Annotated in this window: 19 protein-coding genes; 12 read left to right on the forward strand and 7 right to left on the reverse strand. The window is 56.8% G+C overall.

The window, feature by feature from the left end; genetic code table 11:
• Nucleotides 1-65: 65 nt before the first annotated feature.
• The 3 genes from Q1A43_RS14995 to Q1A43_RS15005 are packed head-to-tail and all read left to right on the forward strand — an operon-like array spanning nt 66 to nt 3,806.
• The gene (locus Q1A43_RS14995) at nt 66-794 is read left to right on the forward strand and encodes a uroporphyrinogen-III synthase (RefSeq protein WP_299936471.1); all 729 of its coding nucleotides are present in this window, start codon (nt 66-68) and stop codon (nt 792-794) included.
• Between the two features lie 27 nt (nt 795-821).
• A complete protein-coding gene (locus tag Q1A43_RS15000) occupies nt 822-2,255 on the forward strand; it encodes a COG4223 family protein (protein WP_299936474.1) in 1,434 nt (477 codons plus the stop codon).
• Nucleotides 2,256-2,267: 12 nt separating this feature from the next.
• Nucleotides 2,268-3,806 carry a heme biosynthesis HemY N-terminal domain-containing protein gene (locus Q1A43_RS15005; protein WP_299936477.1) on the forward strand — a complete coding sequence of 513 codons (1,539 nt, stop codon included), beginning with the start codon at nt 2,268-2,270 and terminating at the stop codon, nt 3,804-3,806.
• 45 nt (nt 3,807-3,851) lie between these two features.
• On the opposite strand, the gene Q1A43_RS15010 is transcribed toward Q1A43_RS15005, so the two are convergent.
• Entirely contained in the window at nt 3,852-5,462 is a 1,611-nt protein-coding gene (locus Q1A43_RS15010; protein WP_299936480.1) for a choice-of-anchor L domain-containing protein, read from the reverse strand.
• 108 nt (nt 5,463-5,570) lie between these two features.
• The gene (locus Q1A43_RS15015) at nt 5,571-6,026 is read right to left on the reverse strand and encodes a hypothetical protein (protein WP_299936482.1); all 456 of its coding nucleotides are present in this window, start codon (nt 6,024-6,026) and stop codon (nt 5,571-5,573) included.
• A gap of 31 nt (nt 6,027-6,057) precedes the next feature.
• On the opposite strand from Q1A43_RS15015, the gene Q1A43_RS15020 reads away from it, so the two are divergent.
• The 5 genes from Q1A43_RS15020 to Q1A43_RS15040 all read left to right on the forward strand — a co-directional run bounded on the left by Q1A43_RS15020 (nt 6,058) and on the right by Q1A43_RS15040 (nt 9,208).
• The gene (locus Q1A43_RS15020) at nt 6,058-6,201 is read left to right on the forward strand and encodes a hypothetical protein (protein ID WP_299921994.1); all 144 of its coding nucleotides are present in this window, start codon (nt 6,058-6,060) and stop codon (nt 6,199-6,201) included.
• Nucleotides 6,198-6,803 (forward strand): DedA family protein, encoded by a 606-nt coding sequence (locus tag Q1A43_RS15025; protein WP_299936485.1) that lies wholly within the window; start codon nt 6,198-6,200, stop codon nt 6,801-6,803. Before Q1A43_RS15020 ends, Q1A43_RS15025 begins: the two co-directional genes overlap by 4 nt.
• 193 nt (nt 6,804-6,996) lie before the next feature.
• Nucleotides 6,997-7,701, forward strand: coding sequence for an ABC transporter permease (locus Q1A43_RS15030; RefSeq protein ID WP_299921996.1), 705 nt, complete (start codon nt 6,997-6,999; stop codon nt 7,699-7,701).
• A gap of 5 nt (nt 7,702-7,706) precedes the next feature.
• The gene (locus Q1A43_RS15035; RefSeq protein ID WP_299922058.1) at nt 7,707-8,411 is read left to right on the forward strand and encodes an ATP-binding cassette domain-containing protein; all 705 of its coding nucleotides are present in this window, start codon (nt 7,707-7,709) and stop codon (nt 8,409-8,411) included.
• The gene (locus Q1A43_RS15040; RefSeq protein ID WP_299936486.1) at nt 8,408-9,208 is read left to right on the forward strand and encodes a substrate-binding domain-containing protein; all 801 of its coding nucleotides are present in this window, start codon (nt 8,408-8,410) and stop codon (nt 9,206-9,208) included. Before Q1A43_RS15035 ends, Q1A43_RS15040 begins: the two co-directional genes overlap by 4 nt.
• A gap of 74 nt (nt 9,209-9,282) precedes the next feature.
• Here Q1A43_RS15040 and Q1A43_RS15045 read toward each other — a convergent pair whose 3' ends face one another.
• From Q1A43_RS15045 to Q1A43_RS15060, 4 genes are read right to left on the reverse strand one after another with little or no spacing between them, the layout of a single operon-like run.
• Entirely contained in the window at nt 9,283-9,765 is a 483-nt protein-coding gene (locus tag Q1A43_RS15045) for a DUF6505 family protein (RefSeq protein WP_299936488.1), read from the reverse strand.
• Nucleotides 9,762-10,469 carry a biotin/lipoate--protein ligase family protein gene (locus Q1A43_RS15050; protein ID WP_299936491.1) on the reverse strand — a complete coding sequence of 236 codons (708 nt, stop codon included), beginning with the start codon at nt 10,467-10,469 and terminating at the stop codon, nt 9,762-9,764. Before Q1A43_RS15050 ends, Q1A43_RS15045 begins: the two co-directional genes overlap by 4 nt.
• On the reverse strand, nt 10,466-11,527 hold the full coding sequence (locus tag Q1A43_RS15055) for an Mrp/NBP35 family ATP-binding protein (protein WP_299936494.1): 1,062 nt from the start codon (nt 11,525-11,527) through the stop codon (nt 10,466-10,468). Before Q1A43_RS15055 ends, Q1A43_RS15050 begins: the two co-directional genes overlap by 4 nt.
• A gap of 3 nt (nt 11,528-11,530) precedes the next feature.
• Nucleotides 11,531-11,734 (reverse strand): DUF6494 family protein, encoded by a 204-nt coding sequence (locus Q1A43_RS15060; protein ID WP_299936497.1) that lies wholly within the window; start codon nt 11,732-11,734, stop codon nt 11,531-11,533.
• 57 nt (nt 11,735-11,791) lie between these two features.
• Between Q1A43_RS15060 and Q1A43_RS15065 the strand changes: the two genes are divergently transcribed.
• Entirely contained in the window at nt 11,792-12,532 is a 741-nt protein-coding gene (locus tag Q1A43_RS15065) for a hypothetical protein (protein WP_299936500.1), read from the forward strand.
• Between the two features lie 4 nt (nt 12,533-12,536).
• Here Q1A43_RS15065 and Q1A43_RS15070 read toward each other — a convergent pair whose 3' ends face one another.
• Entirely contained in the window at nt 12,537-14,483 is a 1,947-nt protein-coding gene (locus tag Q1A43_RS15070) for a 4Fe-4S binding protein (RefSeq protein ID WP_299936503.1), read from the reverse strand.
• Between the two features lie 373 nt (nt 14,484-14,856).
• On the opposite strand from Q1A43_RS15070, the gene Q1A43_RS15075 reads away from it, so the two are divergent.
• Genes Q1A43_RS15075 through Q1A43_RS15085 form a run of 3 tightly spaced genes read left to right on the forward strand, consistent with a single transcriptional unit; the run spans nt 14,857 to nt 16,639 of the window.
• Nucleotides 14,857-15,393: a DUF3305 domain-containing protein gene (locus Q1A43_RS15075; RefSeq protein WP_299922060.1), complete on the forward strand. Its 537-nt coding sequence runs from the start codon at nt 14,857-14,859 to the stop codon at nt 15,391-15,393.
• Nucleotides 15,390-16,034, forward strand: a complete 645-nt coding sequence (locus tag Q1A43_RS15080) for a DUF3306 domain-containing protein (protein WP_299936504.1) — start codon at nt 15,390-15,392, stop codon at nt 16,032-16,034. Before Q1A43_RS15075 ends, Q1A43_RS15080 begins: the two co-directional genes overlap by 4 nt.
• On the forward strand, nt 16,031-16,639 hold the full coding sequence (locus Q1A43_RS15085; RefSeq protein ID WP_299922015.1) for a molecular chaperone: 609 nt from the start codon (nt 16,031-16,033) through the stop codon (nt 16,637-16,639). The genes Q1A43_RS15080 and Q1A43_RS15085 overlap by 4 nt, the downstream gene beginning before the upstream one ends.
• Nucleotides 16,640-16,641: the final 2 nt, after the last annotated feature.

A 16,641-nucleotide genomic window follows, 5' to 3' on the forward strand; every position in this document is an offset into this window, starting at 1 on the left:
TCCGTTGCGTTGCCGACGGGCAGGGAGTACCACCCACAAAGGCGCGCGACAATCCCGGAGCGAGAATGCACAAGCCCAAGCCCATTTTGCTGATGACCCGACCGGAGGCGGCGGCACAGCGATTCTTGGCTAATTTGGGCGGGGCGTGGGCGTGTGAGACCATTCTTTCGCCGCTTATCGGGATCGACTATGTGCCCGAAAAGCCGAGTTTGGATGGCGTGCGTGGGTTGATATTCACATCGGCGCATGGGGTTGCGGCGCTCGGGAATACGGCCGATGGACCGCCCCTTCCTGCTTATGTTGTTGGTCAAAACACTGCACAGGCAGCACGCGATAGTGGCTGGGACGTGAGGCAGGTTTACCAGAATGCCGATGCTTTGGTGCGCGCGTTGATAGCGACGCTTCCGCCCGCGCCTTTGCTGCATATTCGAGGGGTGTATGCACGGGGGGATGTGGCGGCGCGGTTGAGTGACGCCGGAATCAGAACAATTGACGCGATTTTGTATGATCAGCCGGAAATACCCCTATCAAAAGCCGCGCGTGATGCTTTGGTCGGAGAAATCCCCGTGATTGCACCGGTATTTTCGCCCAGAACGGCGGCACTACTGGCAAAAAACCGCATTAAAGCGCCGCTTCTTGTCGCGGCTATGAGCGAAGCTGTGGCCAAGCCGCTCTTGTCGCTGCATATAACAGAGTTGAAAATTGCGGTACGACCTGAGTCGGCAGAGATGACGCGTTTGGTGACGGATCTGTTGAAGTCGGCCAGTGCATGGGATTATGGGCCTGGGCATTAACCGGGTGTGTTGAAAGGGTGGCGGAACGTGGCAAAGTCCAAAAGAGGCAAGACTGTTAGAACTCAGTCCAAAGCCGAAGAGAGTGTTGAAACGGTTGAGACAAACACAGAGGCTGTGGTTGAGGATACCGTTCAAGACGTGGCCGATGCGGCAGAAAACCTGTCCGATGACATCCCCGCCGAGGTTGATGCCGTCGCAGAAGATAACGTCGATGACGTTGTGAGCGATGAGCCGATTGAAGAGGTCGCGTCTGAGCAAGACCCTGAAACGGCCCCTGTTGCCGAAGAAGGCACCGCTGAGAAAGACGCTCCGGTAGAGGAGGATGTGCCTGCGGCTGATGAGCAAGCCGATGAGGTCGTTGATCTTGTTGATGAAGCCACCCAAGCGGAGTTGGTTGAACCAGAAACGACGCCTGAACCTCAGGTGATCCGCGAAACAACCGTTGTTAAGAAAAGCGGTTTCATGTCGACGGCGCTTGGTGGTGTTGTTGCGGCGGCGCTGGGCTTTGGTGCGGCGCAGTTCACCGATGTGCAATTGCCGTTTGCGCCGGCTCCGGCTCCGAACCCCTTTGAAGAAGAAGCGCGTACAGCCCTGACGTCTCAGGGTGAACAGATTACCGCGCTGACATCTCAGGCGGAGGAGACAAAGAAGGCGGTTGAGATCCTTGATCTAACTCCGATCACGGCCTCTATCGCCGGGATCGAAGACAAGATCGCCGGGACGGACACCACGCTAAAGGCCATCGGGGATGAGCTTGCCGGCTTTGACAGCCGGTTGACAGCCATCGAAAAAGCGCCTCTGGCCGATGCGGTTTCACCTGAATCGATTGCCGCCTATGAGCGGGAGCTTGATGCGCTACGCAAGTCGATCACCGATCAACAAGCCGCCCTAGAAGAGCAAAAGGTCGAGATTCAAGCCATGGCCGCCGAAGCCATGCAGGCCGAAAGCAATGCTGAAGAAAAAGCCACCTTGGCCGCTAGCCGTGCCGCGTTGGCCGAAGTCACAGCGCTTGTTCAGTCCGGAAAACCCTTTGCCGCGCCTTTGGCGGTTCTAGAAGGCAATGGCGTTTCCGTCCCTGATGCGCTTGCTGCGGTTGCCGCAGATGGGGTTCCGACGCTTGCTTCCCTAACGGGTGAGTTTCCCGACGTTGCCCGCAAAGCTTTGACGGTTGCCCGCAAAACAGATCGCGCCGAAGGCGAAAGCGGTGGTATTGCCAGTTTCTTGCAAAGCCAGCTTGGGGCCCGATCGGTCACCCCACGCGAAGGCGATGATCCGGACGCGGTTTTGTCCCGCGCCGAAGCAGCAGTCAAAGCCGGTGATTTGGACACCGCTACCACAGAGGTTGCAGCGCTTACAGAAGCGGCACAGGCTGAATTGGCGGATTGGTTGGCGCAAGCCACGACCCGCAAAGAGGCGCTGGCCGCGACGGCCGCTCTCGCCCAAGAATTGAACAAACAGTAAGGGTCACGAAACATGCTTTGGTCACTTATCAAGATTATCGTGTTTGCCGTGCTTGTTGCGGCATTGGCCTATGGGTTTGGTTTTCTCATCGAAAGCGATGGCACCGGGTTGGCGCAGGCTCAAATCACACTGATGGGTGTTGAATACACGCTTAGTCCCGTCATGTTGGTTCTGGTGCTGATCGTTTCGGTTGTCGCGCTCTACTTGTTGTTCAAACTGGCCGGTTTCCTTGTCGCTTTGTTGCGATGGATCAACGGCGACGAAACGGCCATTAGCCGTTATTTTGACCGGAATCGCGAACGCAAAGGGTACCAGGCTTTGTCCGAAGGGATGATGGCGCTGGCCTCTGGTGAAGGTCAGCTGGCAATGGCCAAGGCCAAAAAAGCCAACAAATACCTTCATAAGCCAGAGTTGACCGACTTGATCACCGCCCAAGGGGCCGAGATGGTTGGGGATAGCCAAAAGGCGGAAGAGGTCTATAAACGACTGTTGCAAGACGAGCGGACCCGCTTTGTTGGCGTGCGCGGCTTGATGAAGCAAAAGCTTGATTCCGGGGATACAGATACGGCGTTGAAACTTGCTGAGCGTGCCTTTGCTATTAAGCCAAAGCATGGCGAAGTGGGCGATACATTGCTGCGTTTGCAGGCCGAGTCCAAAGATTGGGGTGGGGCGCGCAAAACCCTGTCGACCAAGCTTAAGAACGGCGCCCTACCGCGCGACGTGTTCAAACGCCGCGATGCTGTTTTGGCTCTGTCGAATGCGATCGAAATCAAGGATAGCGACGAAAGCGCAGCGGCTGCCGAAGCGGCCATCGCAGCAAACAAAGCCTCGCCCGATCTGGTTCCTGCCGCAGCTTTGGCAGCCCGTGGGTTTATCGAACAAAATCGCAAACGCAACGCTATCAAGGTGATCAAGAAAACTTGGGCTGTGCATCCGCACCCCGATTTGGCGGCTGCCTTTGCGGCGATTGAGCCGAACGAGACACCCGAGGCGCGGTTGAAGCGATTTGATCCACTGTTGAAAATCCTGCCCGAAGATCGTGAAACCAAACTGCTCAAGGCGGAATTGCATCTCGCGGCCGAAGATTTCCCCGGTGCCCGTCGTGCGCTTGGCGATTTGATCGAAAACGATCCCGATGCACGTGTTTTGGCGATTATGGCGGCGGTTGAACGTGGCGAAGGTGCGCCAGATACCGTTGTGCGTGGTTGGTTGGCCAAGGCGGTTACCGCACCGCGCGGACCACAATGGGTTTGCGAGAACTGCAATACGATTCATGCCGAATGGGCCCCACTGTGCTCGAGCTGCTCTGCGTTTGATACGCTGGAATGGACAAGCCCGCCGCAGTCCGAAGTGGTCTTGCCAGCCGGTGCCAACATGTTGCCGTTGATTGTCGGAGCGCTTGAAGACAAATCCGAAGACGCACCGGCGGATATCATCGTTGCAAACCCGGACTTAGAGGACGGTGCAGAGACCGCGGCTGAGACTGTTGAGGCCGAGGTGATCGAAGATGCCGAAACCGTCGAAGAGCCGGTACCAGCCGGTCAAAAATAACGTATGATTTTGGGTGCTCCGCAGATTGTGGGGCACCTTTTCAGTTTAGGGTCTGATGTCGTTAACCGGCTGTGCTCCGGTCGCCATGGTTCGAACGATCATTTGGGATTCAAATGGTTTCAAGATCAGACGCGCCGATGTCATTTTCGAAACACTGGCGCATTGCAAATCCGGCAATGCATTGAAAAGCGATGTGTCATTGCATGGGTCGAAACTGCGGGCGGTTTGCGGCCCTGCTAGATAGCTTTCGCTTTGAACACCATCGCCGGTGATGATCTCGTGATGATCAAAAAGCAGATGGTAGTAGGCGACGTCGCGCCCGTGTGACACGCACGTGATCTTGTCCCCATCCACCAAATCAATAGCCCTGACCAGGACTTCCTTTTCAAAGAACATGAGTTGGGCCGTACTGTTTTTCACCAGCAACCGGTGATTGGGGGAAAGCCAGGTTTCCCGCCTGTTGCCCATTGCGCCTGCGCTGAAACGTACCGGAGCATTCACCCCGATGGCTTTGCGTACTGACCTTCCGATCCAGCGCAAAACCTGAGGCCCGCGATCCTGCGTTTCGACCAAATCCCCAACGTTCAAAGCTTCGATTGGAACGCCGCCGTGCGGGGTTTTGATCCGGGTGCCATGGGTGAAACACGGGGCGGTGGTGATCAGATCGACAAAACCAACATCGGTATGGCCGTGTTCATCTTGGACCGTATAGGTAAAAAAGTTGTCGCCCACAGTCGACGCCGCCCCAGCAAGTACCACTCCCTCGGAGGTCACTTGCAGATCTTCTCCTGTGGCAAGCGTAATTGTGTCCCCGATGCTGACGGGTTGCCCATTGATGTGGGTGATTTGCAACTCGGAATCCGTTGTGGACACATCATTGGCCAGCAGGTCGTGATTGACCTCTTCGCCCAAACGCACGTGGATTTCATCATCACCGGCAATCAACTCTGTTTGAACAGAATCCGCAGCTATCAAGAGGTTGCTGTCATATTCGGCGTCGCCGCCATCGGCGATGCCAATCTTGATCGAGTTGGTCACGCCCGGTGTCACCGGTGCCTTGAGGGTTAGGGTGACCGTGAAGCCATCCATCTCCGTATTGTACGTGTCATCGGTGGCCGCATTGTCGATATAGAGATTGGAATTGTCGACATCGTTGATCTCATCAATCGATATTTCGCCCGAGCCTACAGTGAGTTCCGCCTGAACCCCATTGACCCATATGCCGACCGCATCGTTAAAGCCGCCATCGACAAAATCGAGGTATTCCTCAGAGGAGAACACGATTTGCATCGAAAGCGTGCTGCCTTCTGGGACAAAATCCGCCTCAAAAACTGCGGCGTCAAAGGTTGTCATGCCCGAAATGGCATCGAGGTCTGCGTCGCCAGCGGTGTTGTGAATGGTTGTTGTGTCGTCGGTTACATTGACGTCACCGCTGCTATTGGTGATGTCGGCGGCTGTTCCCGTCGACAAAATCACACCGCTGTCGGATGGGGTTACACCAGGGGCAACTGTGTCGCCATTGGTATAAATTCCGGACGCTGTTGCGGCCCCAGTATAGGTTGCGGATACAATAGAGACCCCTTCGCCGAACATGGTGTCAGCCATATCCATAGCGGTCGCAGAGCTATCAATCGGCAACTCATTAGCGGTGGGCATCTGCTCTCTCTTTACTTGTTACGGTGTCAGTCTAGAAACGCCCACTTAACAACGTTCAAACAAACTGATTGGCAAAAGAGATATTTGCGATATTTCTTTTGGGTGTCGTCACTTAAATCGTTTTAAAACCGGAAAGTTGCTTAAAGTTTTAAAGCTTTTGTTCCTCGGCCATTTTCCGGGTGGGCGCACTAGAAACGGGTTTTCAAACAAAACAGCCATCTGCAGGCATTTGACCGCCAAAATGTGAATGCTTTCCAAGGTGACTGGGACTTGTACTTCACTTGAAAAAGGCGCTTCATGGCGGTGTATTTCAGAGCAAAGAGGCCGCATTATGCGTTCCAATCTTATCTCTATTTTCAAGAGAATGTGGACGGCGGCCCCCTTGGCGACCATCGTTTTTGTAATCGCGTTGATGGCAACAGTTGTGTTCAGCGTCAGGGCAACAGTCTTCTGGATAAAAAGACCGCCGGCATCGGAACGCGCTTTGCCAGTGGCGGCGTGGATGACGCCTCGATATATCGCCCGGTCATGGGGGGTGCCACCCAAGGTGCTCGCAGAGGCCATCAAGGCCCCGATGCCTCCGCCGGATGGACCGATGAGTCTCACCGAACTTGCTCAGATGCGCGGTGTTCCAGTTGAACAAGTCATTGCCGAAGCCGAAGCCGCCATAGCCGCGATATTTGCCGAACGGGGGCGGCCTCTTCCGGAGCAACACGTAAAACCAGAGGTCAGCGAATGACCGAGACGGTTTTTGGCCTCGTCGCGCAATACGGCGTCTATGTGATTTTCGCTTCCGCGTTTTTGTCCTGTCTGGCGCTGCCGATCCCGACATCTCTGATGATGTTGACTGGCGGGGCCTTTGTCGCCTCTGGGGATCTCACCTTCTGGTCGGTCGGCATATCCGCCTATCTTGGCGCGGTGCTTGGGGATCAGGCCGGATACTTTATTGGTCGTGCTGGAGGTGCCCCCCTTACCGCGCGTTTGTCGCAAAGTCCGTCACGGGCAAAGGTGCTGACCCAAGCGCAGCAACTTGTTGACCGGCGTGGCGGATTGGGCGTGTTTTTCTCAACTTGGGCGGTGGCACCGCTTGGCCCATGGGTCAATTTCATATCCGGAGCCACCGGTTTGAATTGGTGGCGGTTTGCCGTGTGGGATGTGTTGGGGGAAACGGTGTGGGTCACGGTCTATGTCGGCCTTGGCTATATGTTCATGGATCAGGTCGCAACTGTGGCTGAAATCATGGGCGACGTGATTGGTCTATTGGTGGCCGTTGTCTTGGCCGTTGCGTCGGCAATGTGGATCCGGGCGGTGTTGAAAAACAAACGTAGGGTCCCTGCGTAGCGCTCTGACTTACTAAGATATGGACAAAATTCCCACGGCTTTTCCGGTTGTTACGAATGTCCCGGTCAAATTGTCCGGGCGTTCAAAAATATTGGCTGAAAAATAAAAAATTTGTCGGAAATCCGGGTTTCTGACGCTGTTCCCTAGGGCACAAGGTTGCAATACTGCGCCCACCAGAGGGGGAGTGACAGAAATGATTGACCTGTGGGACGGTCTGTCCCGCGCGTTTTGGCTTGTGGTGACGCTTGATGCGGAACTTGTAGAGATCGCCTTGCGCTCGCTTCAGGTCACGCTCAGCGCCTTGGTGGTTGCCTCCGCCATCGCCCTGCCATTGGCCGCGCTATTGGCGGTGCGCCGATTTCGGGCGCGGCGCGGCGTTATCGCGGTGATGAACGCATTGATGGGTCTGCCACCCGTTGTTGTTGGTTTGGTTGTCTATGTCTTGCTGTCGCGCTCCGGGCCTTTTGGGGTGCTGGGGTTGCTGTTTACCCCGACGGCGATGGTGATTGCTCAGGTCATTATCATCGTGCCGCTGATTGCCAGCATTGCGCATCAATCGCTCCGTGATCTTTGGGCCGAATATCACGATCTCTTGATCTCGATGAATGTCACCCAAACCCAAAAGATCAAAACCCTGTTGTGGGACGCACGGCGCGCACTGCTTACCGCGTCTCTGGCCGGGTTTGGCCGCGCCATCGGCGAGGTCGGCGCGATTATGATTGTCGGTGGCAATATCGACAACGCCACCCGTGTTTTGACCACCGCCATCGCCCTTGAAACCGGCAAGGGCAACTTTGCCTTGGCGCTTGGACTTGGCTTTGTCCTGATCGGATTGGCGATCATTGTGAACCTCGCGATCCACTGGCTAGGGCGCACAGAACGGGAGGGCCGCTGGTGAGAGATATGTTCCCTCTGTCCGTCAAAGGCGCGCAGACGTCTCGGCGCGGAAAAACGCTTGTTGGCCCTGTAGACCTTGAATTGGAAGGCACGGGCACATGTGTTGTGGTCGGGCCAAATGGGGCGGGTAAAACCACGCTTTTGCGCCTTCTCCACGGAGCGGCCCGTTTGAATTCCGGAACGATCGAATGGGCATGCCCAACCGAAGAAGCCCACCACGAACAGGTTTTTGTGTTTCAACGCCCGGTCATGTTGCGCCGTTCGGTAGAAGAGAACCTAATTTACCCGTTGCGGATGCGCGGCATGTCGAAGTCCGACGCCCGTGCCAAGGCGCAGGATTGGGCCAAACGAGTTGGGTTACAGGATATGTTGCGCCGTCCCGCGCCGGTTCTTTCTGGTGGCGAACAGCAAAAGCTTGCCCTAGCCCGCGCGTTGATCGTGCAACCGAAACTGGTTTTTTTGGACGAACCCTGTGCGTCGCTCGATGGCCGCGCGATGCGCGAGATCGAAGAGGTCCTGCAAGAGGCCCGTGCCAGCGGAACTCGCCTGATTATGTCCACACATGACATGGGACAAGCACGGCGGCTGGCAGATAGTGTAGTCTTCATGTTTAAGGGCCGGGTTCATGAACACTCTCCGGCTCAAAAGTTCTTTTCGTCGCCTGATACGCCTCAGGCATCTGCATTCCTCAGAGGAGATATCGTGGAATGAAACAGGTTTTTGCAACCTTAGCCGCCGTCATTATCGGAACCGCTGCTTTTGCTGGCGACAGCATGAAAATGGCGGTCACCACGTCGTTCTACAATTCCGGGCTGGCAGACATTTTGTTGCCTGAAATCCAAAAGGATTTGGACCTGGATGTGCAGCTGTTGGTGGTTGGAACGGGTCAGGCCTTGAAGCTTGGCCGCGCTGGGGATGTGGATGCGATCCTTGTCCATAGCCGCAAAGCCGAAGACAAGTTTCTTGCCGAAGGCTATGGCACGCATCGTCGTGAAATCATGTACAACGATTTCGTTTTTATTGGCCCCAAGGATGATCCCGCGGGCATTCGTGGCGTACCTACCGCCGTGAACGCCTTGCAAAACATTTCTGACAAGGGCGCGGCGTTTGTTAGCCGTGGCGACGATAGCGGCACCCACAAGAAAGAGCTGAGCCTTTGGGGGTCTGCCGAGCTTGACGCCAAAGGGTTTGGCGGCTGGTACAATGCGGTTGGGGCTGGCATGGGCGCGTCGCTCAACACTGCGGCGGGCATGGGGGCCTATATCATGTCGGATCGGGCAAGTTGGCTGAACTTTGGAAACAAAGGCGATCTTGAGCTGCTCTATGCTGGTGATCCGGTTCTGTTCAATCAATACGCCTATTTGCCGATCAATCCCGCCAAGCACAGCCATGTCAAAACCGATTTGGCGGCCAAGCTTGAAGGTTGGTTGGTCTCTGACAAGGCCAAGGAACTGATCAATACCTACAAGATCAACGGCGAAACTCTCTTTGTGTTCAACGCCGAATAAGATGTGCGGCGGGGCCGTCGCCCCAAACCGCAACGGCCCCTGCCTATCCTTCCGGGCAGGGGCCTTTTTTATGGCTACTCTTCGTCGACGGACCCGTGAATAGCGAATTGGTCTAGACCGGCTTCTTGGGGCTCAATCACGCGAAACGCTTCTTTGACACCGGCGTCGGTCAATTCTCGGGCGACGGTAAGCAAGGTGTTGGGAGGGTGATCCTCGCACAATTCTTGCATATGCGTGATTTCCTCAGCGGCGACAGGCAAAGCAGCCTCAACCGATGGGGCGCCGTAGTAGGTCACAAAGTGATTTGCCAATTGGGCCGTAAGGTCTGTTTTTTCGGCCTCGGTTATTTCGGTCACAGCAACAAATGTCACGCGGCCCGAGGTCTCCAAACCAAACCAACCGTTGGCAAAGGCCTGACGCGCTTTGCCGGATAAATCGGCTTCGGACCAATTGGAAAACTCAAACCCGCCGGGAATGCACCATTCCCCGGTTCGGGCCGGAGAATGGAAGACGCGTTGGTCGGATTCGTCGAAATGGATCGCACGGGCGAGCTTCATGAGTCGTTCTCCAACAGGGTTGTGAGTGGGATCAGATGGGTTTCATTATCGTCACGCAAGAGCATGCCAAAATCTTCGTCCACACCAAGGAACGTGCCGTCTAGGCCGCCTTGCTGCATGGGTTCACCGACACCGTGCGCTAGCCCACGCCATTCCGCATGGAGCGGGCGTGTGCCTTCTACTTCCCAGCGGGTAATCCAGTTGAGCGTGTGGCGCGCCCAAGCTTCGACAAGGGCCGGGGCCTGAACATCTGCACAGCCCTCGGAATACAAAGCGGTTTCGTGCGGGTTTGCGCCGGGATTGTCATCTTTGGGCCAAAGCGGCAGGGTAAAGCCAACAACCAACCAATCAGGAACGGCCTCGGGATCGGTGTCCGAGGCCATGACACGGAATTGACCACAATCGGCCCCGTTGACTTGAATGCCACCCGCCCATTCCAGGTGTACGGCGACCTCAGGTGGGGCCAACGCCCCCAGCGCATTCTGAAATCCAATCCCACAAAGCGGCAGCATCGCCATAGCATGGCGCAACGGTACCTCGGGGGCAAAGACAAGAGCGCCCTCCAAGGTGCTGGTGCCCAAGTGATAGCAGATCAACCCCGCGTCGCAGCCCATCACCGCCCGTTGGCAGGCGGTGTCAAAAGCGTCGCCGTCACAGGCTTCGCCAGACATGAGGGGCGGGAATTGCAGCTCAGAACCGGTCATGCCTTGTCCCATGCCACCAACGCATTGGCAATGTCGTTAAAGGCCCGCGCCTGTGCGCTATCCGGGGCGCTAACGGTGATCGGGGCACCGCCATCCGCCGCCAAACGGATATCAAGATGCAAGGGCACTTCGGCCAGCAAAGGAACACCAAGCTTCTCTGCTTCGGCGGCTACGCCACCATGACCAAACACATGCTCTTCGTGACCACATTTGGAGCAGACATGCGTCGACATGTTTTCGATCATCCCGATAATGGGAACGTTCAATTGGTTAAACATATCAATGCCTTTTCGCGCATCGATAAGGGCCACGTCCTGAGGCGTGGACACGATGATTGCCCCGTCGATATGGGCCTTCTGCGCCAGCGTCATTTGCACGTCGCCGGTGCCCGGTGGAAGGTCAACGATCAACACATCCAACGCGCCCCATTGCACTTGGGTTAGCATTTGTTGCAACGCGCCCATGAGCATCGGACCACGCCATACAACCGCCTGATCGTCATTGGTCATCAGGCCAAGCGACATCATCGTGACGCCGTGGTTGCGCATCGGCAGGATGGTTTTGCCATCCGGTGACGCAGGCCGTCCGCTAATGCCCAACATGCGCGGCTGGCTTGGGCCATAAACATCGGCATCCAAAAGACCAACCTTGCGACCCTGCGCCGCCAAAGCACAGGCGAGGTTGGCCGACACGGTGGATTTGCCAACGCCGCCTTTGCCCGAGGCTACTGCGATAATATGCGCAATACCGGGAAGGCGCTGTGGCCCCTTGGGCTCGGAAGGTTTTGACGGTTTCAAATCCGGCGGAGCGGCGTTGGAATGCCCCGTCAAGACGACCGACACGGTGTCTACGCCATCCAGCGCCTTGACCCGCGTTTCGGCTTCGGCCCGAACCGGTTCGAAAAGGCTGGCGTTTTCCGGCGCAATTTCGATGACAAAACGCACGGTGCCATCACCAACGTTAAGCGCCCGCATGGCCCCGCTGGCCACGATATCGCTGCCTGTAACCGGGTCGGTGATGGATTTCAGAACCTCAAGAACGGTTTCTCTGTTTGCCACGGATCAGTCCTGCCCTTTGGTGTCGCCGGACAATGTGCCGGTGACTTCATGTGTCATGCCTAGCTCTTCGATAGTCACCACAGCCTTGACCGAAAAGGATTTTCCGCTTGTGTCGCCATTGCGCAGCGCCTCTTCGATGGCCTGTTGGGATGTCACCCCAACCTGCTTGAGAAACTTGCGCATGGACATGTTGAAATCGTCGCTCATCGTCTACTCCTATCGGACCCGTTGACGTAGACCCGTCTGCTTGCCTACCCTAAAGGCATGCAAAAAGGTCTGTTCATAATTTTGTTGCTTCTGGTGCCGCTGGCTGCGGCCGCAGAAGATCGGTTGGTTCGGTTGTACGCGCCGCAAGGGTTGGTTGAAACCGGCTTGTTCAAGCATATCCTGCCGCGCTTTTCGCTGAAAACCCAGATCAAGGTTGAAGTGCTTGCGGATGCCGAAGGTGCCGACCTTTCCCTTGGACCGGACGGGCGCGCGGTGTTTCAGGGGCAGGCACAGATTTGGCATTTGAAACGCCAACGCGAGGGGCACAAAAGCACCGAACGTTTGGCGAAATGGATGTTTTCCGATGTTGGCCTGCGCACCATCACCGGGTTTGCACCCGACGGCACCGCACTGTTTTCCGTGCCGCCCGAAGGGGAGGAAGAGGTCGAGGATGTCACTCTTGACGGCAATGCGGTGTTGGGGCTGACGGCGTCGAAAACCAAATGCGCCCGCTGCCATGCGGTTGACGAATCGACCCGGCTGACAACGATCGGTTCGACCCCAAGCTTTTTCGTCTTGCGGAGCCTGTCCGACTGGCAGGAACGCTTTGCGACCTTCTATGATCTCAACCCGCACCCGTCCTTTACGCAGGTTGCCGATTTGACGGACCCGTTCCCCGAAGACCGGCCGCCACCCATCGTTCCCGTCCTCATGACGATCGACGAAGTGTCGGCGATACTGGCCTATGTGTCGGGGCTGCAAGCCGCCGATCTGGGGAACCCGCTGGTGCATCAATAAACCCTTAGTGGTCCCGCCGCTTTGACAGGTAATCCTCGGTCATGCGGGGTTTGGGGCGCTCGCCACCCTGGAACGGATTGTCCGTGGCCTGAAACTGCGCATTGACGCGACAATTGTCACACATCTGGATCATCTTGAGCGCCTCTGGGCGCTGGAACATGCTATGTGCCTCGAGCTTTTCTGTGATCTTTTCGATTGTCGATTTCACCCCGAACAACGACCCGCATTCGATACAGGCAAAGGGTTCTTCTTCGTTGATCACTTTTTGGGTTAGTGCGGCGTCGGTCAGGTCAAGCTGGGGGAGGTAGCTAATCGCGTTTTCCGGGCAGACGTGGGAACACAATCCGCATTGCAAACAGGCGTCTTCTTGGAACCGCAGCTGCGGCAGATCGGGGTTGTCACCGAGAGCGCCAGAGGGGCAGAGCGACACGCAGGATAGGCACAATGTGCAATCATCAGTGTTCACAACAACCGCGCCATAGGGGGCGTTTGCCGGCAAAGGCAGGGTTTCGGTATCCGGGTTCAAGGCGCGGGCTGCCTGACGGGTGATTTGGCGACGCGTCCCCATGGGGCGAACCGGCGTTGCCACCGGTACAGGTGCGACCGCGCCGTAAAACGCATCGGACATGGCATCGGGGTCGGTTGTGTCCAACAGGGTGACGCTATCGGTGCCGCCGATCGCTTCGGCCAAAGCGATCTGAACCTGCAAGGCGTCGCGATCCGTTGCCGGGCTGGGCACAAGCGTCACCGAGGCAAAGCCTGCCGCCAGTGCCGCAACCGCCTCTGCGTGGCCAAATAGGTTCAGCGCCGGAACCTCCATCGGGATCAAATCAGCAGGCAGACCGCCGCCGTGGCGCGCCGAAAGACGCACCATTTCCGCGCCATGGGCGTCGCTCACCATCAAACGGGGGGCTGTGCCGCCGGCATCCAGATAGGCTTTGGCAAAGGTTTGGACGCGGCGCATGGTCAAATCAACGGGCGGGGCGTCATAGGTGATGGCCCCGGACGGGCAGGCCGCAGAACAGGCCCCGCAGCCCGCGCAAACCATTGGGTCGATGCTAACATGATCTCCGGCGGGCGAAATTGCCCCCGTTGGGCACAGGTCAAGGCAATTGCTGCACCCGGTTTGCTCGGCCCGTGAATGGGCACACAGGAGCGGTTCCGCTTTGACGTAAAGAGGCTTTTCAAAGGTTCCGACCATGTGCGATGCCGCTAGAACCGAGGCGCTGACCGAAGGCGCATGGGCGGGATCTGCGCGCAGGTATCCTTCGCGTTTCTCGGGGGCGGGGAACAAGGGTGTTCCGCCGGTTAGATCCAAGAGGATGTCACATTGGGTTTGGCCGCCATCACGCGGATCCGAAAGGTTCGCCCCACGCCCGCCGGGTTGGGGCAGTTGCAGTGCATCAATGGTCAGGTCAAATTGTCCAAACGCGCCATTTGCCTTGCGAATTTTGCCGACAACCACGTCAAACTCACAAGTGTCCGGAACGTCTTCGGCACTATTCAAAAGAACGGTAACACTCAGAAATCCCTTAAGTTGTTCAGCCACTGGGAGAGTTACATCTGCCGGTCCGGTGATCAGGCAGAGCCCCTCTGAAATCACATCTCGGGTCTTGGCTGGCACCGCAGGAAGAAGGGCCTCGGCCGCGAGCGCGGACATTTTGGGTAGTTTTGAGGCGCTATCGGCACTCCATCCGGCCCGGTCGCGCAGGTCAAGCAATGGGGCCTCAGGCTGTCCCAATTCGGCGGCCAATGCCTCAAAAACCCGCGCTTCCTGGGTACAGCAAATAATTGTGTCACCGGCTTCAAGCGCGGCGGCGGCTTTGTCGATTTGGGTGGTGCAGAGCGTAGAACAGGGTTTGGACACCTCCAAACCTGTCGATTGCCGAAGCCCATCGATGTCCAATTGCATGGACCCCATACAATCACATGTAATCAGAGACTTAGGCATGTTTTCCTCACCGTAATATAGGCCGTTTCCGGCCGAAAATGTTCCCCATCCGGAGCAGAGCGTAGGCATGATTCGAAGCTGGCGACAACCGATTTTGTTGTGCGATCAACCCTCGAATTCCCCGGTTAGCAGGGTGATTCGCGCCGATGATTCGCCAAAATTGCAGGCTGTCGGAAAACATATGTTTTTTGTCGGATTAGACATTTCGTCCAGTCTGACCCTTTGGCGGGTGGGGGCCTGCCCAATTTGTCCCGGAATACCAAAGAATACCGTTTTCGCCCAATCAGCGCTTTGAACCTCCGCCGCTCTGACGCAAGGTTAAGGCAACGGGAGGACATCTGGGTTGATCCACAATCCTAAAATGTATCAGACGATGCCGCTGGGTATCGTGCTGAGAAAGACGCCGGGCGTAACGCGCTGGGTGCCTTGGGTGTGGAAAGCTGTTGCCGTGTTGCCCGGTGCCGGACCCGCTGATTTTCGTGAGATGCGCCGCGAAGGTGAAGCGATTGAATATCACGCCGCGACACTAACACTCGAATTGCACGGGGCTGAGACCGAAGCCTATCTGCACGGGCTCACCGCTCAGGTGCCTTGCATCTACGTCGTGATGCGCGAAGGCGAAGGCGATTGCCCGCTTGATATGCTGCTCGTCACCGCCTCCCCCTACGAAGCGCAGGACTACACCGACAGCGGCGAAGAGCTTGTTGAAAAGGTTCCTATGCCCGCCGGTTTGGTGGCTTGGGTGCGCGAGTTTGTTGAAGAATTCCACGAGGACGAAGTTTTCGTAAAGCGGCGTCGCGACAAAAAACGCACCGATCTGGTCGAAGATGGCATTGGCGATGCGCGCATCACGCAGGTCGCTGATGTGTACCGGTCGCCAACTGGCCGCAAGAAGGCGAGGTTGCAATGAGCGATTTTTGGGCCCGTCGAAAAGCTGCTGTTGAGGCAGAAACCATTGCAGAAGTCAAAGCCGAAGAGGCTGTGGCCAAGGCCGAGGTTGAAGCGGTTCAGGCCGAAAAGACCGACGAAGAGCTGCTCAAAGAGCTTGGCCTGCCTGATCCCGATACATTGGGTGAAGGGGATGATTTCAAGGCGTTTATGGGCGACGCGATCCCGGCGCGTCTGAAAACGCGGGCGTTGCGCAAGCTTTGGACGGTGAACCCGCTTTTGGCGAATATCGACGGTCTCGTGGATTACGGTGAGGATTTCACCGACGCCGCCATGTGCGTTGAGAACATGCAAAGCGCCTATCAGGTCGGCAAGGGCATGATGGCCCATGTCGAAGAGCTGGCGCGTCAGGCCGAAGAAGACGCGGCGGTTGAGATGGCGGATGACGACACCGAAGCCGAGACGGAAGAGCCGGAGATCAACCCGGTTCGCCCACCTGAGTTAAAAGACAAAGAAGCAGTTCTGGCTTTTGCTGCGGAAGCGGTCGAAGATGAGGAGCCATATGAGCCCGTCTGGGACGATGGTGCCGAAGACGCAGCGCAAGCCCCGACGCCGGGGTCGCGCCGCATGACATTCACATTTGACGACCAGAGGACAGGATGACCGCAGCCGTGGACACCACTCAGATTGCAACCGAGGATCGGCTTCGCGCTGATCTATACAATTTTCTTGGCTTGATCCTGTCGGGCCCGCCCGACGAGATGCTTTTAGCCCAGACCGCTAGCCTCAGCGGCGATGACAGTGATCTGGGGCGCGCAATCAGCACCTTGGCCAAGGTGGCCAAGATCACCAAGCCCAAAGCCGTTGAGAGCGAATACAACAAGTTGTTCATCGGGTTGGGGCGGGGTGAATTGCTCCCCTATGCCTCTTACTACCTAACTGGGTTTCTAAACGAAAAGCCGCTTGCTCAGCTGCGCAAAGACATGGTCGCGCGTGGGCTGGAACGGGCGCAAAACGTGTTTGAACCCGAAGATAACATTGCCAGCCTGATGGAAATGATGGGTGCGCTGGTTGTGGGGCGTTTCGGTTCGCCGGCGACGCTGGATGATCAAAAGACGTTTTTCAATCGCCATATCGGCCCTTGGGCAACGCATTTCTTTACCGATCTCGAAGGGGCCAAGAATTCGGTATTCTACGCGTCGGTCGGCACAGTTGGCCGCGCCTTTATGGAGATCGAGGCCGAAGGATTCAGATTGAGTAGTGAGTGATT

The sequence above is a fragment of the uncultured Pelagimonas sp. genome (assembly GCF_947498515.1).
In the GTDB taxonomy this organism is placed as follows: domain Bacteria; phylum Pseudomonadota; class Alphaproteobacteria; order Rhodobacterales; family Rhodobacteraceae; genus Pelagimonas.